The sequence below is a fragment of the Kitasatospora sp. NPDC023120 genome, assembly GCF_055560835.1.
On record NZ_JBVHHY010000006.1, the window covers coordinates 296471 to 317689 of the forward strand.

A 21219-nucleotide genomic window follows, 5' to 3' on the forward strand; every position below is an offset into this window, starting at 1 on the left:
CAGAGAGGGCGCGGCGGCATCGGACGCCGACCAGTTCCGGGCAATCCCGCCGGGCGCTGGATGACGAGTGACGAAGCAGGGCGGCGGTGCCGTCCTGTCGGGAAGTGCGGGAGGACCAGGTGAGTGGAGCCACGGGTGCTGCGGGAGGAGCCTCCGGCGGCCGTCCGGGCGCGCAGGGCGGGGGTTCGTACGGCGTGCCGCAGCCGCCGACCGAGCACTCGGCCGCGTCCACCTCGCTGATGCCGTCGGTCGGCGGTCAGACGCCCCCGCCGCCGGGCACCCCGGCGCCCGGCTCGGGAGGCTTCTCCCAGCCGACCACGTACGCCAAGGGGCAGCCGACCCCGGCCCGGGGCACCCGGACCTCCGGCAACACCCCGGCGGGCGGCACGCCCGTCCCCGGGGCGGCGGCCCGCCGTCCCGCCGGGACGCCCGCGCCCGCCGGCGCCGGCGCAGGCCTCGGCCGGACCCGCAAGGCCCGGCTGCGGGTGACCAAGGTCGACCCGTGGTCCGTGATGAAGGTCAGCTTCCTGCTGTCGCTGGCCGTCGGCATCATCATCATCGTGGCCTCGGCCGTGCTGTGGATGACCCTGGACTCGCTCGGCGTCTTCGACTCCCTGAGCAAGACCCTCAAGGACGTCACGGGCTCGGACAGCGCCGGCGGCGTCAACCTGATGGACTACGTCGGCTTCGGCAAGGTGATGACCTTCACCACGCTGATCGCCGTGGTCGACGTCGTCCTGCTGACCGCCCTGTCCACCCTCTCCGCGTTCATCTACAACGCGGCGGCCGGCTTCACCGGCGGCGTCGAGCTGACCCTGGCCGAGGAGGACTGATCCCGGCCGGATCCTGACCCCCGCTCAGCTTTCCGTCCACGGACGGAATGCACGGGCCCCACGGGCTGTTGCAGCCGGTGGGGCCCGTCGGCATTCCGGGTGACAGTCGGCACCCCGCGGCGCGCCGTCCCGGAGCGGCCCGGCCGCGTGGGATTGGCTGGGGACGCCCGTCCCGCGCCCGGGAGTGCCGCGGCTGCCCCCGGTCCGCCCGACCGGGTCGGGCGAGGTTCAGCAGGACGACTGGACGGAGGCACGCGGTGGCGAAGCTCGCAGGTCAACTGGTCGAGGCCCTGGACGGGCTGCTGGGGGTCCCGGTACCGCTGCGGGTACAGGCCTGGGACGGCAGCGTCGCCGGGCCGCCGGAGGCGCCCACCCTCGTCCTGCGCAACCGCCGGGCGCTGCGCCGCCTGCTCTGGCAGCCGGGTGAGCTGGGCCTGGCCCGGGCCTACGTCTCCGGGGACCTTGAGGTCGCCCCCGGCTCGGACCTCTACGACGTGCTCTCGGTGGTCGGGCGCTTCGCCGAGCGGCCGGAGGTCCGCACGCTGGACCTCGGGCCGCGGGCCGTCCTCGGCGCCAGGGGCCGCCGGGTCCTCGCGGCCGCCCTGCGCGCCGGGGCGATCGGCCCCGAGCCCGCCCCGCCCCGGGAGGAGGTCCGGAAGGCCGGCGGCCGCCTGCACAGTCGCAGCCGGGACCGCGCCGCCATCAGCCACCACTACGACGTGGGGAACGACTTCTACGGCCTCGTGCTGGGCCCCTCGATGGTCTACTCGTGCGCCTACTGGACGCCGGAGGCGAAGAGCCTGGAGGCCGCCCAGGAGGCCAAGCTGGACCTGATCTGCCGCAAGCTCGGCCTGCGCCCCGGGATGCGGCTGCTGGACGTCGGCTGCGGCTGGGGCTCGCTGCTGCTGCACGCGGCGAGGCACTACGGCGTCACCGCGGTCGGGGTCTCCATCTCCAAGGAGCAGGTCGCGCTGGCCCGGGCGCGGGTCGAGGAGGCCGGACTGGCCGACCGGGTCGAGGTCCGGCTCCAGGACTACCGGGAGGTCCCCGACGGGCCGTTCGACGCGATCTCCAGTGTCGGGATGGCCGAGCACGTGGGCTCCGAGCAGTACCGGGTCTATGCCGAGAGCCTGTACCGGCTGCTGGCGCCCGGCGGCCGGCTGCTCAACCACCAGATCGCCCGCCGCCCCGACCACTCCGGTGAACCGCACCGCACCAGCCCCTTCATCGACCGCTACGTCTTCCCCGACGGCGAGCTCTCCCCCGTCGGTTCCACCGTGGCCCGGCTGGAGGAGGCCGGCTTCGAGGTCAGGGACGTCGAGTCGCTGCGCGAGCACTACGGGCTCACCCTGCGCGAGTGGGTCGCCAACCTCGAGGCGCACTGGACGGAGGCGGTCCGGTTGGTCGGCCGCGGCCGGGCCCGGGTCTGGCGGCTGTACATGGCGGCCTCCGCGCTCGCCTTCGAGCAGAACCGGATCGGGATCAACCAGGTCCTCGCCGTCCGCAGCACCGAGGAGGGCGTGGCAGGCCTCCCGCCGTCCCGCGAGGAGTGGCTGCTGCGCCCCGCCGCCGGCACGCCGCGGCTGGTCGCCGGGGTCCCCGCCGCGGGCCCGGCCGGTCCGGATTTGGGAGATCGGCCGTCGGTCCGCTAATCTTTCAGTGCGGCAAGGGCCTATAGCTCAGACGGTTAGAGCGCTTCCCTGATAAGGAAGAGGCCACAGGTTCAAGTCCTGTTAGGCCCACCACCGCGAAGGCCCCGGAGTGATCCACTCCGGGGCCTTCGACGTTTTCGCGGATCGGCCGACTTCCGGTACGATCTCTGTCTGGCGAGGGCCTATAGCTCAGACGGTTAGAGCGCTTCCCTGATAAGGAAGAGGCCACAGGTTCAAGTCCTGTTAGGCCCACCTCCCCGAAGGCCCTGGAGTGATCCACTCCGGGGCCTTCGACGTTCCCGCCCGGGGATCCGGGGCGCGGAGCGCGGAACAGGTCCCCGCAGACCCGGTCTGACCGGGGATTCCCCGGGCCGGCGGACGCGGACGGAGCGCCCCGCAGGAGGTGCGGCGTCAATCCTCGGATCGGACCGCCGGGTTGGCCGCACCGGTGGCTGGTCACGATTGGGACACCGGTGTGTATCATCGGCCGCAAGGGCAGTCTGGCACCCGGCCGCCCGTTCGCGCTCGAAACACAACTGGACTCGTCGGCCCGGTCAGTCCGGCCGGATCCGGCTCTTGAGTCCACCAACGCAAGAAGGACGAGGTCCCGCGGTGAAGAAGCTTCTCCTGGTCGCCCTGGTCGCCCTCGGCGGCTTCTTTGTCTACCGTCAGGTCCAGGCGGACCGCGCCGAGCAGGACCTGTGGACCGAGGCCACCGACCCGGTCCCGGCCGGTCGCTGAGCCCGGACGATCTGACGATCGACGATCTTCGGAGGCGCCGACCCGCGCCTCCCGGGCCGGCCGGCCCGGTTGACCGACCGGACCGGCCGGCTCCCTTCAGGCAACGGCGCTGGGAAACCCGCCGGAACCCGGTACGCTAGTGCCCGTCGGCACGCGCGCGGTGCCGTCGAGGGGCATTAGCTCAGTTGGTAGAGCGCTGCCTTTGCAAGGCAGATGTCAGGAGTTCGAGTCTCCTATGCTCCACAGTTCACAGCAGTCGCCGATCGGCCGCTGACCAGGGATCTGGTCGGCGGCCGATCGGCGTTTCCGGGCTGCTCCGCGTCTTCCTGGCGGTCAGTCCGCCGCGGGACCGCCGTCGTCGGTGGGCTTGCCGGGCTCGTCGGCCTCGGCCTCGGGACCGGAGCCGTTCACCGGGGCGGTCGCGGCGTGCGCGCCGGCCGGCCGGGCCTCCTGCGCGGTCGGGGGCTCGACCAGCCACTCCGGGTTGCTGTGCCGACGCCACCACTGCCAGGCCACGAGGCCGCTGCCGATCGCCAGCAGGCCGGTCACGGCGAGACCGGTGGCCCAGCCGCCGCACCGCTCCTTCTTGGCGTTCCGGGCGGCCAGCTTGCTGATCTCGGCCGAGCTGACGTTGCCCTGCAGAGCGGTCAGCGCGGCCGCGCCGCGGGCCTGGGCCTCCTGGGCGACCGGGATGACCGCGGCACGGGCGTCACCGACCGCCTGGGCGACCCTGGGGCCGACCGTGGTGCGGGCCTGGTCGGCGGCCCGGTTGGCGGACAGGCGGGCCGCCAGAGCGGCCTCCTGGGCCCGGTGGAGGGCCTTCAGGACGTTCTGCTGGGCCTCCGGCGGCAGGTTGGCGAAGGCGTGGCCGAACTGCGGGGCGAGGTGCTTGTCGTATTGGACGCGGAGGTTGTGGGCCGCCTGGGTGGCCATCGGCCCGAGGGCGTCCAAGGTGGGGCCGAGGCGCTGCTTGGCGCCGTCCGCGAAGTGTGCGGCGGTGTCCCGGGTCCTGGTGGCCGTCTCACGGGCCGAGTCCGAAAAACTCACGAGTCTCTCCTCCTAGGTGGCGTCCTTTATGCACATATCCACCTGAATGCTGATCATGCATGCTGATTTGTCCGATGGCACGCCGGGTGGGCCGTACGCGGGCCCCTGCGGGGTGTGGGCGCGGGTGTGCCGGGCTCGACGGGATGTGGGGGAGCGGGCCGTACCGAGGGGGTGCGGCAGTAGGCTGGCTGTTTCGGAGGTCGTGCACCGGAAGGGGATCCGCTGATGCTCCCGGACGAGCCGCGGTCGTCGGCCGATCGGTCCCCGGAGGCCGGGGTGCCCGGCTGCTACCGGCACCCCGAGACGGCCACCGGGATCTCCTGCACCCGGTGCGAGCGGCCGATCTGCCCGCAGTGCATGGTGGCGGCCTCGGTGGGCTTCCAGTGCCCCGAGTGCGTCGGCAACGGGCACGCCGGGGCACGGCGGGCGACCACCCGGTTCGGCGGGGCGCCGACCCTCGACGGCGGACTGGTCACCAAGGTGCTGGTCGGCGTCAACATCGTGGTCTGGCTGCTGGCCGCCTACGTGCTCACGCCGCGGCTGGGCCAGGTCTGGTCGCTGTTCAGCCTCGGGCGGGAGTACCGCGGCGGTCCGGCCGGCATCGCGGACGGCCCGGACCAGTGGTACCGGCTGCTGACCGCCGCCTTCCTGCACCTGAAGTGGTGGCACATCGGGATGAACATGCTGGTGCTGTTCTGGCTCGGCCCGCCGCTGGAGGAGGCGCTCGGTCGGCTCCGCTTCCTGGTCCTCTACCTGCTCGCCGGCCTGGGCGGCAGCACCTTCGCCTTCCTGGTGGCCGGGGACCTGATGAACTCGGTGGGGGCGTCCGGGGCGGTCTTCGGGCTGATCGGCGCCACGGTCGTGATGCAGCTGCGGAACAAGGGCCCGCTCGCCCCGGTGATGGCGTACCTGGTCTTCAGCCTGGTCTACACCTTCTCGCGCCCGGGCATCGACTGGCGGGCGCACCTCGGCGGCCTGGTGCTGGGCGCCCTGACCGCGGCCGGTCTGATGTACGCCCCGCGCGAGCGCCGCGGCCTGGTCCAGGGGCTGGCGGTGGCGGGGGCGGTGGCCGTGGAGGCGGTCATGCTGCTGGTCGGGATGTCCCTCTACGGAGCCTGAGGGCCTCGGAGTCTGAGGCTCCGGATGTTTGTCCACAGCGGGTGCGGGGCTGTGCACAGGCTGTGCGGTGCCGCGACTGTGGACTGCTGTTCTACGCGTGTCCTGCTGTGCGGTTTTCCGGCTCCCGGGAAGTTGTGCACAGCTGTGGACGGGTGGGACCGGGAAAGTTATCCACAGGCTGGGGGGACTTTTCCCCAGTGTGGATAACCATGTGGATAAGCACGACAGTCGGATGGTGTGGATGACCGACCGGATTCCCGGCAGAGTCCGGGCACGCCTGACCGCCGCCCCGGGACGAGCGATCCGGAGCGGCGGGAATCGGCCCGGTTCCGGGCCTCAGGACGAGCGGGTCGTCACTTCCACTGGGTGGAGACGCCGAACCCCGCGGCGATGAAGCCGAAGCCGACCAGGATGTTCCAGTTCCGCCAGCCCTCGACCGGGTAGGTGCCGCTGGTCACGTAGTAGGTGACGATCCACACCAGGCCGATCAGGAACAGTGCCAGCATCAGCGGTGCCACCCAGCCGCGGCCCGAGCTGATCTTCACCGCGGCGGCCGTCGTCGGCGGGGTGTAGTCGGACTTCTTGCGGAGTCGAGACTTCGGCACGAGGGGTTCTCCTGTCGATGCGCTGTGAGACCGCGCAGAGGTGCAGCGGGTGGGTCGGGTCGGCGGTCGGCCGTGGAGAGCGCTCTGGGGCGCTCCGCACGTGCCACCGGCGTCCGTTAGCGTAGTGGCTCGGCGGGTCTTGAGGAGATAAGGGTACGGTGACTAATTTGTCGATTCCCCCTGAGCCGGTCCGTACCCGCCGGTCCGGTACCCGAATTGTCGGACGTGCCCTGACCTGCGCCGTCTTCGCGCTCGCCGGTCTGCTCTTCTACATCAGCGCGCAGACCGCCCGCGGCACCGACCTGCGGACCGACAACTCGCTGCTGAGCCTCGGCGACGTGATCCGCCAGCGCAGCGCGCAGAACCAGCAGGCGCAGTCCCAGCTCGCCGACCTCCAGGACCGCGCCCAGAACCTCACCGAGCAGCAGGGCCACAGCCCCGCCGACGCGGCGCAGCTGGACGGCCTGCGGCTCGACGCCGCCCTGGAGCCGCTGCAGGGCGGCGGCCTCACCGTCACCCTCAACGACGCCCCGCCGAACGCCACCGCGCGCATCCCCGGCGTCCGCGAGCCCGACGTCAACGACCTGGTCATCCACCAGCAGGACATCCAGGCGGTGGTCAACGCGCTGTGGCGGGGCGGCGCGGAGGGCGTGCAGGTGATGGACCAGCGGCTGATCTCCACCAGCGCGGTCCGCTGCGTCGGCAACACCCTGCTGCTCCAGGGCCGGGTCTACTCCCCGCCGTACGTGGTCAAGGCGGTCGGGAAGACCGACGCGCTGCGCTCGGCCGTCGACGCGGACCCGACGATCCACAAGTACCTCCAGTACGTCCAGGCGTACGGGCTGGGCTGGAAGGTCCAGGAGAGCGGGGACCTGACCCTGCCGGGGTACTCGGGCACCACGGAGCTGCGATCGGCGGGCGGGCAGCAGTAGCGGACCGGCCTCGCGGCAGTGGGAGGCGGGTCTACTCTTGACCCAGTCTGCTACGACGAGGGAGCACCATGTACGGCTTCATCTGGCGTCACCTCCCGGGTAACACCCTGGTGAAGGCCGTCATTTCGCTGCTCCTCGTCCTGGGGATCGTCTACCTGCTCTTCACCTACGTCTTCCCGTGGGCGGAACCGTTGCTCCCCTTCGGCGACGTCACAGTGGACGGCGGCGACGGCGCCGCGGCCGGCTGAGCCGGCGGCTCGGAACTTCCATCCAGCACCGCATCCCACGGAGACCACGCGCGCATGAGCACCCAGTCGAACCCGCCCCGCATCCTGGTGGTGGACAACTACGACAGCTTCGTCTTCAACCTGGTCCAGTACCTGTACCAACTCGGCGCCACCTGCGAGGTGGTGCGCAACGACGAGGTGACGGTCGAGCACGCCGTCCGGCGCTCCGGCGAGGAGGGCTTCGACGGGGTGCTGCTCTCCCCCGGGCCCGGCGCGCCGGAGGAGGCCGGGGTCTGCATCGAGATGGTGCACCACTGCGCCCGGATCGGGCTGCCGGTGTTCGGCGTCTGCCTGGGCCTGCAGTCGCTCGCGGTCGCGTACGGCGCGGTGGTCGGGCGGGCGCCGGAGCTGCTGCACGGCAAGACCTCGCTGGTCGAGCACGAGGACGGCGGCGTGTTCGAGGGCCTGCCCTCGCCGCTGACCGCGACCCGCTACCACTCGCTCGCGGTCGAACCGGCCACCATCCCGGAGGAGTTGGTGGTCACCGCACGGACCGAGAGCGGCGTCGTCATGGGCCTGAGGCACCGTGAACTGCCGGTCGAGGGCGTGCAGTTCCACCCCGAGTCGGTGCTCACCGAGGGCGGCCACCGGATGCTCGCCAACTGGCTCGCGGAGTGCGGCTTCCCGCAGGCCGTCGACCGGTCGGCCGGGCTCGCCCCGGTGATCGGCCGGGGCTGAGCGGCGTGACCGCGCTGCGTCCGGAGGGGCGTTACCAGCCGGAGGCGGACCCGTACGGCGGCGCGCAGCACTACGGGGGGTACCGGCAGGACGGGCCGCCGCACGACGGCGGCCCGTACCGGCAGCCGTCCCCGGTCCAGACCGTCCAGACCGTCCAGACCGTGCCCGAGGACGCCTGGGGCGTCTACGAGCAGGCCGCGGAGCCCCTCCAGGACGGACCCGAGTACCCCTGGCTGCCCGACCAGACCCTCCAGCTGCGCCTGCCCGCGGACGCCGGCCTCGGCGGGCCCGCCGATGTGCCCGCCCCGCCCACCGGCGGGCGGGCCGAGCGTCGCCGTGCCGCCCAGGGCCGTACGGCGATCCGCTCGGGCAGCGGGCGGCGCCGGGCGAGCGGCCGGGCCGCCGGTGGGGCGCGCCCCAAGGAGTCCGCGGTCGTGGTGGCCGCCCGGGCCGCCGGCGAGCTGTGCATCACGCTCGGCGTGGTGATGCTGCTCTTCGTCGCGTACCAGCTCTGGTGGACCAACGTGCAGGCCGACGCGGCCGCCGACGGGGCCCGAAACCGGCTGGAGGAACAGTTCGACGCGGCCCAGGCGCCCGCCCAGCCGGGGCAGCCGGCCCCGGACCCGAACAAGCCCGAGGTGTTCGAGCCCGGCAAGGGCTTCGCCATCGTCTACCTGCCCAAGCTGGGGCTGAAGTTCCCGATCGCCGAGGGCACCTCCAAGTCGGCGGTGCTCGACAAGGGCCTGGTCGGGCACTACCCCGGCACCGGCATGCCGGGCGACAAGGCGGGCAACTTCGCGCTGGCCGCCCACCGCAACACCCACGGCGAGCCGTTCCGGTACATCAACGAGCTCGGCAAGGGCGACAAGATCGTGGTGGAGACCGCGGCCGGCTACTACACCTACGAGGTCACCGGGGGCATCCCGGAGACCTCCCCCAGCAACGTGAGCGTGATCAAGCCGGTGCCGACTGGCTCCGGGTACGCCGGCCCCGGCCGCTACATCACGCTGACCACCTGCACCCCGGAATTCACCTCCAAGTTCCGTCTCATCGTCTTTGGGAAGATGATCGAGGAACGGCCGCGCAGCCAAGGCAAGCCGGCCGCGATCACGGGCGGGTAGCCGCCCGGACGCCCGGCCCGGAGGGGGAGCACCGCAGATGCAGGACGAGGAGACCGCCCAGCCGGTCGGGCAGCCGGTCGGGCGGGGGCGGAGCCGGGCGCTGGCCGTGCTCGGGGTGTTCGGTGAGCTGCTGATCACCCTGGGCCTGGTGCTCGGCCTGTTCGTGGCCTACTCGCTGTGGTGGACCAACGTGCAGGCCGACCGCTCGGCGTCGGAGGCCGCCGACCGGCTGCGCGGCTCCTGGGCCGCCGGCCCGACCGCCGCGCCCCCGACCGCGCCCGGCTCCACCGCCGCCGCCGCCGGCGCGCCGCCGGCGGCGAAGCAGTTCGTGGTGGGGGACGACGTCGGCTTCCTGCACGTCCCGGCCATGGGCCGGGACTACCAGGTGCTGATCCGGATGGGCACCTCCACCGAGGTCCTGGACGAGGGCGTGGCGGGCGTCTACGAGCAGCCGTACAAGGCCGCGATGCCCTGGGACCAGACGGGCAACTTCGCGCTGGCCGCCCACCGGGACGGCCACGGTGCCAAGTTCCACGACCTGGACGCCGTCCACCGGGGCGACTCGGTCGTCGTGGAGACCAAGGACAAGTGGTACGTCTACAAGGTCGACGACACCCTGGCGGAGACGTCCAAGTATGACACCGGCATCGTGGCGCCCGTCCCGGCCCGCGCCGGGTACCCGGGCCCCGGCCGCTACATCACGCTGACCACCTGCACGCCGGTGTACACCTCCCGGTACCGGATGGCGGTCTGGGGGAGCCTGGTCCGGGTGGACGACGTGGACGCCAAGCGCACCCCGCCGCCGGAGCTGCGCCACTCCTGAAGTCCGGAACCGAGACCTCGGGCCGGACGGCAGACACGAGAGGGCCCGCCGCATCCGATGCGGCGGGCCCTCTCGCGTCACGCTCCGGTCCTACCGGGCTCCGGGCCCCGGTTCAGCCGAACCAGGGGAATATCGGAGGCCTAGTGGTCTCCTTTGGCGGGTGGGGTGGTGGGCTCGCCCCCTTTGGGCGGATCGGCGGGCCTCGTGAACAGCTGGACCTGGGTGTTCGGGTCCAGCATGGTGCCGGCCCCCGGGTTGCTCATCTGGACGATCGCGTTCGGGTCCGACGGGCCGCTGGCCACGGTGTAGCCGAGGCCCGCCTTCGTCAGCGCGGCGATGGCGTCCGACAGCTTCTGGTTCTGCAGCGGCGGGACCTGGGACTTGTCCGGCGCCTTGTAGATCGTCAGCGTGATCTTGCTGTTGGTCGGGGCCTTGGTGTTGGCCGGGACCGACTGCGAGGCGACGGTGTTGACCTTGCTCGGGTCGGGGGCCGGCGTGGTCTTCGACGCGTCGACCTGGAAGCCGAGGGCCTGCAGCGTGTTCTGCGCGTCCTCCTTCTGGGAGCCGACCACGCTCGGGACGTTCTGCTTGGACTTGCCCTGGGAGACCGTCAGCTTGATCGGCGCGGTCGGGTCGGCGGTCGCGTTGGCCGCCGGATCCTGAGCCGTGACGGTGTCCTGCGGGGCGGTGTCGTCGTCCTTGTACTCGGGCGCGCCGACGTTGGTGAAGCCGGCCGCGGCCAGGGCCTGCAGCGCCTGGTCCTTGGTCTTGCCGACCACGGGCGGCACGGTCGCCTTCGCCGGGCCGGAGGAGACCTGCACCGTGATGGTCGCGGTCTCGGCGACCTGGCTGCCGGCCGTCGGGGTCTGGGTGCAGACCTGGTCCTTCTTGATGTTCGCGTCCGGGCAGGCGATCTTCTCGCCCTCGGTCACCACGAGCTTGGCGCCGGCCGCGGCGGCTGCGGTCTTGGCGTCGGCCAGGCTCTTGCCGACCAGGTTCGGTGCGGCGATCTTCACGGCGTCCTTCTTGTCGCCGTTGCTGAACATCGCCTGGGCCACGAAGAAGGTGCCGACCAGGACCAGTACGGCGGCCACCGCCAGCACGATCCAGGAGGTGTTGCTCTTCTTCGGCCGGTCCTCGCCGCGCCGGCCGCCGCCCTGGCCGTAGCCGTCGTCGCCGCCCGCGCCGCCGGCGTAGGTCTGGCCGTAGCCGTCGTCAGGGTAGCCGCCCTGCTGGCCGTAGCCCGGCTGCCCGGCGGCCTGCGGCAGGAGGGTGGTCGGGCCGCCGCCGGGCTGCTGCGGCAGCACGTTGGTCTGGCCGTACGGGTCGTGCTGCTGCGGGTAGCCGTTCTGGTCGTAGCCGTAGCCGGCCGCGCCCATGCCGTAGGCGGCCTGCTGGGCGGCGGCCACCGGCAGGCCGTCGAGGAAGCGCTCGATGTCGTCGCGCATCTCATCGGCGCTCTGGTAGCGGTAGTCGCGCTCCTTGGCGAGCGCCTTCAGCACGATCGCGTCGATCTCGGGGCGCACCTCGGGGTCGAAGACCGACGGCGGCTGCGGCTCCTCCCGGACGTGCTGGTAGGCCACCGCGACCGGCGAGTCGCCGACGAAGGGCGGGCGGACGGTCAGCAGCTCGTAGAGCAGGCAGCCGGTGGAGTAGAGGTCGGAGCGGGCGTCGACCTGCTCGCCCTTGGCCTGCTCGGGGGAGAGGTACTGGGCGGTGCCGATGACGGCCGAGGTCTGCGTCATGGTCATCCCGGCGTCACCCATCGCACGGGCGATGCCGAAGTCCATCACCTTGACGTTGCCCTGCCGGGTCAGCATCACGTTGGCGGGCTTGATGTCGCGGTGCACGATGCCGGCCCGGTGCGAGTACTCCAGGGCCTGGAGGATGCCGATGGTCATCTCCAGCGCGCGCTCGGGCAGCAGCCGGCGGCCGGAGTGCAGCAGCTCGCGCAGCGTGGACCCCTCGACGTACTCCATCACGATGTACGGGATGGAGATGCCGTCGATGTAGTCCTCGCCGGTGTCGTACACGGCGACGATCGCGGGGTGGTTCAGGGACGCCGCCGACTGTGCCTCGCGGCGGAAGCGGGCCTGGAACGACGGGTCCCGGGCCATGTCGGCCCGGAGCGTCTTCACGGCGACGGAACGGCCGAGCCGGGTGTCATGGGCGAGGTAGACCTCGGCCATGCCGCCGCGTCCGAGGACGCCGCCGAGCTCGTACCTGCCGCCTAGGCGACGAGGCTCTTCCATAGGTCCGACCCTCTCCCTCACCCGCCGGTGAGGCTGTGACGTAGGTGTCCCCGCACGCTCTGGGTGACGCCGCGCGGTCCGCGACCGGTTCTCCGGCCGGGCCGTGCGGTGCCTCGCGGGCGGCAACGGGCACACCCGCTGCTGGCGGATACGCTACCGGTCGCACCCCACCGGACCGGAGTCAGCCGTCGGCCGATATCAGACCGGTATCCGGACGGGGGTGCCGATCGTGACATTCCCCTCACCCCGGGAGCGGTTCGCTACTTGCCGAGTGCGGCCTGCATCACCGCCTTGGCGATCGGGGCCGCGAGCCGGCCGCCGCTGATGCCGTCGCGGTTCTGCGAACCGTCCTCGACCACCACCGCGACCGCGACCGACTGGCCGTCCGGGGTCTTGGCCCAGGAGGTGAACCAGGCGAAGGGCAGTCCGGCGTTGTCCTCGCCGTGCTGCGCGGTGCCGGTCTTCCCGCCGACCTGCAGGCCGGGGATCTTGGCGTTGGTGCCGGTGCCGTTCTCGACCACCGAGACCATCAGGTCCTGCATCTTCTGCGCGGTGGCCGGGCTCATGGCCTGGGAGAACTGCTTCTCGGTGTGCTTGGAGATGGTGGTCAGCGAGGCCGAGCGCTCCTGGTCGACCAGGTAGGGCTGCATCAGGCTGCCGTTGTTGGCGATCGCGGCGGAGACCATGGCCATCTGCAGCGGCGTGGCGCGGGTGTCATGCTGCCCGATCGAGTCCTGGGCGGTGCCGTCCAGGCTGGCGCTGTCCGGGAAGATGCTCTTCTCGGAGCGGACCGGGGTGTCGATGGTGCTGTTGAAGCCGAACTTCTCGGCCTGCGCCCGCATCTTCTCCTTGCCGAGGTCGGCACCGATCTTGGCGAAGACCGTGTTGCAGGACTGGTCCATCCCGGACTTGATGGTGGCGTTCTCGCAGCGCTCGTTCGGGCTCTCGTTCTTTAGCTGCGTGTTGGTGCCCGGCAGGGTGTACGGCTCTGGGGTGGTCGTGGCGTCGTCGATGCCCTGGAACATGCCGTTCTCGAACGCGGCGGTCGCGGTGACCAGCTTGAAGGTGGAGCCGGGCGGATAGGTCCGCTTCAGCGCCCGGTTGTCCAGCGGCTTGTTCGGATCGGCGTTGAGGTCGTTCCAGGCCTTGGTCGAGGCGCCGTCGAAGCCGGCGAAGCTACCCGGGTCGAAGGAGGGCGTTGAGACCATGGCGAGGATGGCGCCGGTCTTCGGGTCGAGCGCGACGACGGCGCCCTTCTTGTTGCCCATGGCGTCCCAGGCCGCCTTCTGGACCTTGGCGTTGACCGTGGTGACGACGTCGCCGCCGCGCTTGGGCTCGCCGGTCAGCATGTCCAGGGTGTTGCGGAAGAACAGCCGGTCGTCCGTCCCGGAGAGGACGCCGTCCTCCAGCGCCTCCAGGCCGACGTTCTGGAACTGGGTGGCGTACCCGGTGACGGGGGCCCACATCGGACCGTCGATCCAGGAGCGCTGGTACTTGAAGCGCAGGCCGTTGACGAAGTCGGACTTCGTGACCGGCTGCCCGCTCGCGATGATGTTCCCGCGCGGGTGCGCGTACCGGTCGTACAGCTGGCGCTTGTTGTTCTTGTTGCTCGCCCAGGAGTCGGCCTGGACGCCCTGCACCCAGTTGGTGCGCACCATCAGGGCCAGTATCAGCACGAGGCAGAAGATCGAGACCCGGCGGATCGGCTTGTTCATCGGGCGGGTCCTCCCGGGCCCTCGGTGGCCGGGGTCGGCTCGACCCCGGGGCGGCGGGCGCTGTCGCTGATCTTCAGCAGGATCGCGACCAGCGCCCAGTTGGCGACCACGGACGAACCGCCCTGCGCGAGGAACGGCATGGTCATACCGGTCAGCGGGATCAGCCCGGTCACACCGCCGGCGACGACGAACACCTGCAGCGCCATCGCCGAGGCGAGCCCGACCGCGAACAGCTTCCCGAAGGGGTCGCGGGCGGCGATCGCGGTGCGCAGGCCGCGCTGGATCAGCAGGGCGTAGAGCATGAAGATCGCCATCAGGCCGGTGAGGCCCAGCTCCTCGCCGAAGGAGCCGAGGATGAAGTCGCTCTTCGCGGCGAAGTCGATCAGCCAGGAGCGCCCCTGGCCGAGGCCGGAGCCGGTGACCCCGCCGGAGCCGAGGGCCATCAGTGACTGGCCGATCTGCTCGGTGGCGCCCGGCGGGGGCTTCGGGCTGAAGGCCGCCATCGGGTCGAGCCAGGCGTTGATGCGCACCTTGACGTGGCTGGCGGTGGAGGCCACCGCGACCGCGCCGCCGACCGACATCAGCAGGCCGAACAGGATCCAGCTGGTCCGCTCGGTGGCGACGTAGAGCATCACCACGAACAGGCCGAAGAACAGGAAGGACGAGCCGAGGTCGTTCTCGAAGATCAGGATCAGCAGGCTGAGCAGCCAGATCACGATGATCGGGCCGAGGTCACGGCCGCGCGGCAGGTACAGGCCCATGAAGCGGCGGCTGGCCAGCGCCAGGGCGTCCCGCTTGACCATCAGGTAGCCGGCGAAGAACACCGTCAGGATGATCTTGGCGAACTCTCCGGGCTGGATGGAGAAGCTGCCGAACCGGATCCAGATCTTGGCGCCGAAGTCCTCCGCCCGGGACGGGAAGAAGGCCGGCGCGGCGAGCAGGACCAGGGCCGCCACCATCGAGATGTAGGTGTAGCGCTGGAGCACCCGGTGGTCCTTCAGGAAGACCATCACGGCGATGAAGAAGGCCACGCCGAGACCGGACCACATCAGCTGGTTGGCAGCCGCGGGGTAGTTGTTGTGCAGCAGCTTCCCGGCCTTGTCCAGGCGCCAGATCATCACCACGCCGAGCCCGTTGAGCAGGGTGGCGATCGGCAGCATCAGCGGGTCCGCGTACGGCGCGAAGCGGCGCATCAGCAGGTGCGCGACCAGCGCCAGGGCGCCCATGCCGAACCCGTAGCCGAGCATGCCGGCGGGCAGCTTGTCGTCCATGGCGAGGCCGACGTTCGCGTACGCGAGGACCGGCAGCAGGATCGCGAAGACCAGTAGGGCCAGCTCGGTGTTGCGCCGGTTGGGCGTCTCCTGCGGAGAGATGGTGGTGTTGCCCCGGCGACGGGGGACGGCGCGCTCGGCGATCCCCCGCCGTCGGCCGGCCCGGCCGGTGTCTTCGCTCACGTTGTAGCTGCTCACGTGGTGACCGCTCCCTGACGGCCGGCAAGCCCGCTCGGGGCGCTGCTATGTCGGTTCACGGACGTCACTGCTTCGGGCAGGCGTTGGCCCGGTTGAGTTCGTCGTCGGTCAACTGGTCGCCGCCCTGCGTGCCGGCCGCCGGAGGAGTGGCGTTCGGCGTCTGGGCGGGTGCGCTCGGGGCGGTCGTGCCGGGGGCAGTCGTGCCCGGGGCGGTCGGGGTCGCCGTGGCCGAGGGCGCGGTGCTCGGCGCCGCCGCGGCCGGAGCGTGGTTCTTCTCGCTCGGGGTGGGACCGGTGGCCAGGAACGCGGCGTGGACGGCCTGGGTCGCCTGGGTGGCCTGCGCCGGGGCCGCCGCCTTCACGGAGGCGGCCTTCTGGCAGAGCTGGACCCAGCCGTCGAGCTCGTTGACGGTCGTCTGGGCGTCCTTCATGCTGCCGACCGAGATGGTCTTCTTCACGTGGGCCTGCTGGTCCTCGGGCAGCCACTTCAGCTGGATCTTGCTGTACGAGTCGTGCACCGAGGACAGGCTCAGGCCGGCCAGGTTCTGGTTGATGCCCTGGTAGACCGCGACGTGGTCGCCGTCCTCGCCGATGTAGTACTGGTCCTGGGTCCACTGGTAGCCGAAGAAGGCGCCGCCGCCGAGCAAGCCGAGGGCGACCAGGACGGCCACCGAGACGGTCAGGCCCTTGCGCTTGCGCTTGCGGGGCGGCTCCTCCTCGAAGTCCTCGGTCCCGTAGACCGAGGGCTCGGCGGAGCCGTAGCCGTACCCGCCACCCTCGTAGCCCTCGGCGGGACCGAAGCCGCCCGGCTCGCCGCCGTACTCGCCCTCGTAGCCCTCGGCCGGGCCGAAGGCGCCCTGCGGACCGCGGCCGAGGCCCGCCGCGCGACCGGCCGGGGTGTCCGCGATCGAGCGGTCGGCGGCCGCCGAGGACGGCGGGGCTTCGGCGACCGCGCCGACGACCACCGGGACGTCGTTGAACTGGCCGCTCATGGTGTCCGTGGCGCCGACGTCGATGACGTCCGCCACGATGCAGGTGATGTTGTCCGGACCGCCGCCGCGCAGCGCGAGCTGGATCAGCTCCTGCACGGTCTGCTCGGGCGAGTAGTAGCTGCCGAGGGTGTCCTGGAGGGTCTGGTGGCTGACCGGGCCGGAGAGGCCGTCGGAGCAGATCAGGTAGCGGTCGCCGGCCCGGACCTCGCGGATCGACAGGTCGGGCTCGACCTGGCCGCGGCCGTCCAGCGCCCGCATCAGCAGCGAGCGCTGCGGGTGGGTCTCGGCCTCCTCCGGCGTGATCCGGCCCTCGTCGACCAGGCGCTGCACCCAGGTGTGGTCCTGGGTGATCTGCACCAGCGAACCGTCGCGCAGCAGGTAGGCGCGGGAGTCGCCGACGTGTACCAGGCCCATCCGCTGGCCGGTCCAGAGCATGGCGGTCAGGGTGCAGCCCATGCCCTCCAGCTGCGGGTCCTCCTCGACCATCTGCCGGAGCCGGTCGTTGGCGCCCTGGACGGCGTCGCCCAGCAGGGTCAGCAGGTCGGCGCCCGGCACGTCCTCGTCCAGCCGGACGATCGAGCCGAGCACCTCGGAGGAAGCGACCTCGCCGGCCGCGGCGCCGCCCATGCCGTCGGCCACGGCCAGCAGCCGCGGCCCGGCGTAGCCGGAGTCCTCGTTCCCCTCCCGGATCAGTCCCTTGTGGGAGCCGGCGGCGAAGCGCAGCACCAGGGTCATGCGACCTGTGCCCCCCTCTGGGTCATGGACGGGATGCTGTCCCTCATGCGCTACTACTTCCGCAGTTCGATGACGGTCCTGCCGATACGGATCGGCATGCCCGGCTGGAGCGGGGTCGGCGCGGTCAGGCGCTGCCGGTCCAGATAGGTGCCGTTTGTGGAGCCTAGATCCTCGACCGTCCACTGCCCAGTCTGATCCGGATAGATCCTGGCATGCCGGGAGGACGCGTAGTCGTCGTCCAGGACGATGGTGGAGTCGTGCGCCCGGCCGAGCGTGATCGTCTGGCCCTGCAGCGCCACCGTGGTGCCGGCCAGCGAGCCCTGCACCACGACGAGCTGGGTCGGGGCGCCTCGGCGGCGCCCGGTGCCGGGCTGGGTCTGGGCCGCTGCCGCCGGGGCGGGTGCGGGGCGACTCGCGGCCTGGGTGGGCGCACCGGCGCCCGCCGTGGCGGACGCGCCTCGGCGGGACGGGCGCGGGTTCACCTTGGTGCCGAAGAGGTCGCTGCGGATCACCTGGATCGCGACGATGACGAACAGCCACAGAACGGCCAGGAAGCCCAGCCGCATGACCGTGAGGGTCAGTTCTGACATGACCGTCCCGCCAGTCGGTGAGCGAGGCGAGCGAACAATTCGGACACTACCCTTCGACCTGCCGGTAGACGATGGTGGTGGAGCCCACGACGATTCGGGAGCCGTCGCGGAGCGTAGCGCGCTGGGTGTGCTGTCCGTCCACCACGATGCCGTTGGTGGACCCCAGGTCGAGCACCATCGAAGGGCTGCCGGGCCGGATCTCGGCGTGCTTGCGGGAGACCCCGGGGTCGTCGATCCGCACGTCCGCCTCGGTGGAGCGGCCGAGCACGCAGGCCGAACCGGAGATCTGGTGGCGGGCGCCGTTCACCTCGACCCAGCGGCGGACCGAGGTACCGCCGTGGCCGGCGCCGGGGAGGTTGCGGACGTTGCCGGCGGCGGTCGCCGTCGCGGGCGGGCCCGAGGGCATCGCGGGGGGCACGGCCGGCGGCGGGGGCGGCGCGCCGTACTGGCCGGCGCCGGGCTGCTGCCACGGTGCACCGGGGGCCGGGGCGGCCGGCGGGCGGTCGTAGCCGGGCTGCGGCTGCGGCGGCGGGGCGTACTGCTGGGGCTCCTCGGCGGCGAGGGTGCGGCTGCGCACCCGGTACAGGCCGGTGTCGAGGTCGTCGGCCTTCTCCAGGTTCACCTGGAGCGGGCCCATGAAGGTGTACCGCTGGGCCTCCGCGTACTCGCGGACCATGCCGGCCAGCTCGGTGCCGAGCTGCCCGGAGTAGGGGCTGAGGCGCTCGTAGTCGTGCGGGCTCAGCTCGACGATGAAGTCGTTCGGCACGACGGTGCGGTCGCGGTTCCAGATGCTCGCGTTGTTGTCGCACTCGCGCTGCAGCGCTCCGGCGATCTCCACGGGCTGGACCTCGGACTTGAACACCTTGGCGAAGGTGCCGTTGACGAGACCCTCAAGTCGCTGCTCGAACTTCTTCAGCACTCCCATGGGGCACCCCCTTCCAGGGTTCGGTCGCCTGCGTGCCGGCCGGATCCCGCCCGGGAACCGGTCGCGCTTACTTGCGGTACTTCCGTACTGATCGTATCCACGCCGGGCCCTTCCGTACGGTTCCCGGACCGTGTGGTGCCCGGGGGTGGGCTCGGACACACAGGGTGACGCATGTCGGGTACGGCACGCCAGGTGTGCCGGTCGGAGCGGCCGCCCGTCCCTCGTGCACGCGTTCGTCGGGCATCCGTTCGGATGCGGTCCGTCTCGCCGACGAGCGATTCGGAGCTGCCCCCCGGGTCGTGCTAATGTTTTCCACGTCGGAAGGGCCGCCCGGAAGGGAGGCCGGTCCAAGGAAACGCGAAGTACTCATGGTACCGAGCGGTTCGGAAGATCGGTCGGCAAAGAAGACAACACCCATGCGCGGGTGGCGGAATAGGCAGACGCGCTGGATTCAGGTTCCAGTGCCCGCAAGGGCGTGGGGGTTCAACTCCCCCCTCGCGCACAGCGAAGCCCCGCAGATCGAAAGATCTGCGGGGCTTTTTTGTTGCTCCGGTCGTTGTCGTGGGCGTTGCCCCCGACCGGTGCCGGTGGGTCAGGAGCGGGTGGCGGGCAGCTCGGCGCGGACCTCGAAGCCGCCGTCCTGGGTGGGGCCGGCGGTGAGGGTGCCGCCCAGCATCTGGGCCCGCTCACGCAGGCCGATCAGGCCGTGGCCGCCGCCCGGGAGGGTCTCGGCCGGGTGGACCGGCGGGGCCTCGTTGCGCACCTCGACCCGCAGCCTGCGGCCCTTCGCCCGGACCCTCACGTGTACCGCCGCCTCCGGGGCGTACTTGGTGATGTTGGTGAGCGCCTCCTGCACCGTTCGGTAGGCGGCCCGCTCCACCGCCTCCGGCCAGGGGCGGTCGCCGGGGTTCAGCTCGGCGTCGGCGGCCAGGCCGCTCTCCTCGATCAGCCGGGGCAGATCGGCCAGCCGGGGCTGCGGGGCGAGCGGGGCGTCCGGCAGTCCGCCGCCGGTGCCGCGCAGCACTCCGACCATCTGGCGCAGCTCGTCGAGGGTCCGGACGGACAGTTCGCGGATGGTGCGGGCGGTGGTCACGGCGGCCGGGTCGGCGGTGCTGACCTGGAGCGCGCCGGCCTGGATGCTGATCAGGCTGACCTGGTGCGAGACCACGTCGTGCATCTCCCGGGCCAGGCGTCCGCGCTCGCTGATCAGCACCCGCTCGGCCAGCAGCCGGCTCTCCCGCTCCTGGCCCCGGGTGAGCTCGTCCAGGCGGGCGGCCAGCTCCCGGCGGGTGCGGGCGAGCAGGCCGGTGGCGGCCGGGCCGGCGGCCAGCATCACGGCCTGGATGGCGTCCAGGGCGGTGGCCCGGCTCAGGTCGATCAGGTTGTCGGGCAGCGGCCAGTGGAAGAACTCGACCAGGGCGAAGAGGACACCGCAGGGGATCAGGACCCGGGGCCGGGGGCGTTCGGCGGCCACCGTGTAGACGGCGGCGATCGGAGCCAGCCAGATCTCCTCCACCCAGCTGCCGGGCATGGTGAGCAGCAGCACCGTGACCGGGAAGCGGCGGCGCCAGAACAGGGCGAGGGCGGCCAGCGTGGACAGGGCCAGCTGCCACCCGCTGGCGTCCCTGGCCACCAGGGCCGCGTCCAGCAGGGAGAACAGGACGGGCAGCAGCAGCATCAACCAGGTGGCGGTGCACCAGGCCGGCAGCCGTCGGGACGGCAGTTGGTCGGCGGCCGTCATGCCCCGTCGCCGGGTTTGGGCCGGACGAGGCCGGCCCGGTGGGCGACGACGGCGGCCTGCACCCGGTTGGCGGCGCCGAGCTTGCCGAGGATCGCGCTGATGTGGTCCTTGACGGTGCCGGTGCCGAGGAAGAGGCGGTCGGCGATCTCGGCGTTGGACAGGCCCTCGCCGAGCAGCGCGAGCACGTCGAGCTCGCGGCCGGTGAGGGTACGGGCCAGCGCGGTGGCCTCGGCGTCCGGGCCGCCGCCGTCCACGTAGCCGCCGATCACGGTGCGGGTGACGGTCGGGGAGAGGATGTTGCCGCCGGCCGCGAGCACCCGGACGGCGTGCACCAGCTGCTCGGGGGCGGTGTCCTTGAGCAGGAAGCCGGACGCGCCGGCCCGCAGCGCGGTGCCGATGTACTCGTCGGTGTCGAAGGTGGTGAGCATCGCCACGGCGGGCGGGTCGGGCAGGGCGCGCAGCCGGCGCAGCACCGAGATGCCGTCGAGGTCGGGCATCCGGATGTCGAGCAGCACCACGTGCGGACGCAGGCGCTGGACGTGCTCCTCGGCCTGCCCGCCGGAGCAGTCGCCGACCACCTCGAGGTCGGGGGCGGACCCGACGATCAGGCCGAGGCCGGAGCGGACCAGGATCTCGTCGTCGACGATCAGCACGCGGGTGGTGGTGATGGTGCCTCCTCGGTTCGGGCGGCCGGATGGGGGCGGTCCGCGTGGGTCGTTTCCGAGGGTAGGGGTAGCCGGGGCGGGCCGCCGAACACCCGGGGGTGCCGACCCCCGCCGTTCGGCGGGGGTGGGAATCCGCTACCCGGTTCACGCAATTCTCAGGCTCGGTGCGGAACCATTGAGTTGGCTGACCCTTTCCGGCCTGCTCGTCCCACCCGGGCGGAGGGCCGGGCGGGAGTCGGCGGTCAGTCCGTCGGGCCCGTGCGGGCGCCCGGCGCCGGGCCGTACGCGGATGCGCCCC

Annotated in this window: 19 protein-coding genes and 4 tRNA genes; 13 read left to right on the forward strand and 10 right to left on the reverse strand. The window is 71.9% G+C overall.

Annotated features, from left to right (window positions below):
* Positions 1–119 precede the first annotated feature (119 nt).
* The 6 genes from ACZ3TI_RS11800 to ACZ3TI_RS11825 all read left to right on the forward strand — a co-directional run bounded on the left by ACZ3TI_RS11800 (position 120) and on the right by ACZ3TI_RS11825 (position 3469).
* Positions 120–833: a DUF3566 domain-containing protein gene (locus tag ACZ3TI_RS11800; RefSeq protein WP_465725969.1), complete on the forward strand. Its 714-nt coding sequence runs from the start codon at positions 120–122 to the stop codon at positions 831–833.
* 257 nt (positions 834–1090) lie between these two features.
* Positions 1091–2485, forward strand: a complete 1395-nt coding sequence (locus tag ACZ3TI_RS11805; RefSeq protein ID WP_465725971.1) for a class I SAM-dependent methyltransferase — start codon at positions 1091–1093, stop codon at positions 2483–2485.
* Positions 2486–2501: 16 nt separating this feature from the next.
* Positions 2502–2578, forward strand: a tRNA-Ile gene (locus tag ACZ3TI_RS11810).
* 85 nt (positions 2579–2663) lie between these two features.
* Positions 2664–2737 (forward strand) — tRNA-Ile (locus ACZ3TI_RS11815).
* A gap of 360 nt (positions 2738–3097) precedes the next feature.
* Positions 3098–3226 (forward strand): DLW-39 family protein, encoded by a 129-nt coding sequence (locus ACZ3TI_RS11820; protein WP_014137031.1) that lies wholly within the window; start codon positions 3098–3100, stop codon positions 3224–3226.
* Between the two features lie 170 nt (positions 3227–3396).
* Positions 3397–3469, forward strand: a tRNA-Ala gene (locus ACZ3TI_RS11825).
* Positions 3470–3559: 90 nt separating this feature from the next.
* Here the strand turns inward: ACZ3TI_RS11825 and ACZ3TI_RS11830 are convergent.
* Entirely contained in the window at positions 3560–4273 is a 714-nt protein-coding gene (locus ACZ3TI_RS11830) for a DUF5324 family protein (protein ID WP_465725973.1), read from the reverse strand.
* A gap of 225 nt (positions 4274–4498) precedes the next feature.
* On the opposite strand from ACZ3TI_RS11830, the gene ACZ3TI_RS11835 reads away from it, so the two are divergent.
* Positions 4499–5392 carry a rhomboid family intramembrane serine protease gene (locus ACZ3TI_RS11835; RefSeq protein WP_465725975.1) on the forward strand — a complete coding sequence of 298 codons (894 nt, stop codon included), beginning with the start codon at positions 4499–4501 and terminating at the stop codon, positions 5390–5392.
* Positions 5393–5745: 353 nt separating this feature from the next.
* Here the strand turns inward: ACZ3TI_RS11835 and crgA are convergent, their stop codons facing one another.
* Positions 5746–5997, reverse strand: a complete 252-nt coding sequence (crgA, locus tag ACZ3TI_RS11840; protein ID WP_465725977.1) for a cell division protein CrgA — start codon at positions 5995–5997, stop codon at positions 5746–5748.
* Between the two features lie 167 nt (positions 5998–6164).
* On the opposite strand from crgA, the gene ACZ3TI_RS11845 reads away from it, so the two are divergent.
* From ACZ3TI_RS11845 to ACZ3TI_RS11865, 5 genes are all read left to right on the forward strand, one after another.
* The gene (locus ACZ3TI_RS11845) at positions 6165–6929 is read left to right on the forward strand and encodes a DUF881 domain-containing protein (protein WP_465725979.1); all 765 of its coding nucleotides are present in this window, start codon (positions 6165–6167) and stop codon (positions 6927–6929) included.
* Between the two features lie 68 nt (positions 6930–6997).
* Positions 6998–7177 (forward strand): hypothetical protein, encoded by a 180-nt coding sequence (locus ACZ3TI_RS11850; protein WP_465725981.1) that lies wholly within the window; start codon positions 6998–7000, stop codon positions 7175–7177.
* Between the two features lie 54 nt (positions 7178–7231).
* Positions 7232–7894: an aminodeoxychorismate/anthranilate synthase component II gene (locus ACZ3TI_RS11855; RefSeq protein ID WP_465725983.1), complete on the forward strand. Its 663-nt coding sequence runs from the start codon at positions 7232–7234 to the stop codon at positions 7892–7894.
* A gap of 5 nt (positions 7895–7899) precedes the next feature.
* Entirely contained in the window at positions 7900–9015 is a 1116-nt protein-coding gene (locus ACZ3TI_RS11860) for a class E sortase (RefSeq protein WP_465725985.1), read from the forward strand.
* Positions 9016–9052: 37 nt separating this feature from the next.
* Positions 9053–9838, forward strand: a complete 786-nt coding sequence (locus ACZ3TI_RS11865; RefSeq protein WP_465725987.1) for a class E sortase — start codon at positions 9053–9055, stop codon at positions 9836–9838.
* A gap of 140 nt (positions 9839–9978) precedes the next feature.
* Here ACZ3TI_RS11865 and pknB read toward each other — a convergent pair whose 3' ends face one another.
* From pknB to ACZ3TI_RS11895, 6 genes are all read right to left on the reverse strand, one after another.
* Positions 9979–12090 carry a Stk1 family PASTA domain-containing Ser/Thr kinase gene (gene pknB, locus ACZ3TI_RS11870; RefSeq protein WP_465725989.1) on the reverse strand — a complete coding sequence of 704 codons (2112 nt, stop codon included), beginning with the start codon at positions 12088–12090 and terminating at the stop codon, positions 9979–9981.
* A 260-nt stretch (positions 12091–12350) separates the two neighbouring features.
* The gene (locus tag ACZ3TI_RS11875; protein ID WP_465725991.1) at positions 12351–13805 is read right to left on the reverse strand and encodes a peptidoglycan D,D-transpeptidase FtsI family protein; all 1455 of its coding nucleotides are present in this window, start codon (positions 13803–13805) and stop codon (positions 12351–12353) included.
* Positions 13802–15220 carry an FtsW/RodA/SpoVE family cell cycle protein gene (locus ACZ3TI_RS11880; RefSeq protein ID WP_465726060.1) on the reverse strand — a complete coding sequence of 473 codons (1419 nt, stop codon included), beginning with the start codon at positions 15218–15220 and terminating at the stop codon, positions 13802–13804. The genes ACZ3TI_RS11875 and ACZ3TI_RS11880 overlap by 4 nt, the downstream gene beginning before the upstream one ends.
* A 118-nt stretch (positions 15221–15338) precedes the next feature.
* Entirely contained in the window at positions 15339–17000 is a 1662-nt protein-coding gene (locus tag ACZ3TI_RS11885; protein WP_465725993.1) for a PP2C family protein-serine/threonine phosphatase, read from the reverse strand.
* A gap of 53 nt (positions 17001–17053) precedes the next feature.
* Positions 17054–17590, reverse strand: a complete 537-nt coding sequence (locus ACZ3TI_RS11890; RefSeq protein WP_465725995.1) for an FHA domain-containing protein FhaB/FipA — start codon at positions 17588–17590, stop codon at positions 17054–17056.
* A 46-nt stretch (positions 17591–17636) separates the two neighbouring features.
* A complete protein-coding gene (locus ACZ3TI_RS11895) occupies positions 17637–18515 on the reverse strand; it encodes an FhaA domain-containing protein (RefSeq protein WP_465725997.1) in 879 nt (292 codons plus the stop codon).
* Positions 18516–18933: 418 nt separating this feature from the next.
* Here ACZ3TI_RS11895 and ACZ3TI_RS11900 point away from each other — a divergent pair.
* Positions 18934–19017, forward strand: a tRNA-Leu gene (locus ACZ3TI_RS11900).
* Positions 19018–19107: 90 nt separating this feature from the next.
* Here the strand turns inward: ACZ3TI_RS11900 and ACZ3TI_RS11905 are convergent.
* Together ACZ3TI_RS11905 and ACZ3TI_RS11910 are read right to left on the reverse strand one after the other, a co-directional pair.
* Entirely contained in the window at positions 19108–20256 is a 1149-nt protein-coding gene (locus ACZ3TI_RS11905) for a sensor histidine kinase (protein ID WP_465725999.1), read from the reverse strand.
* Entirely contained in the window at positions 20253–20903 is a 651-nt protein-coding gene (locus tag ACZ3TI_RS11910; protein WP_360258875.1) for a response regulator transcription factor, read from the reverse strand. The genes ACZ3TI_RS11905 and ACZ3TI_RS11910 overlap by 4 nt, the downstream gene beginning before the upstream one ends.
* Positions 20904–21219 lie beyond the last annotated feature (316 nt).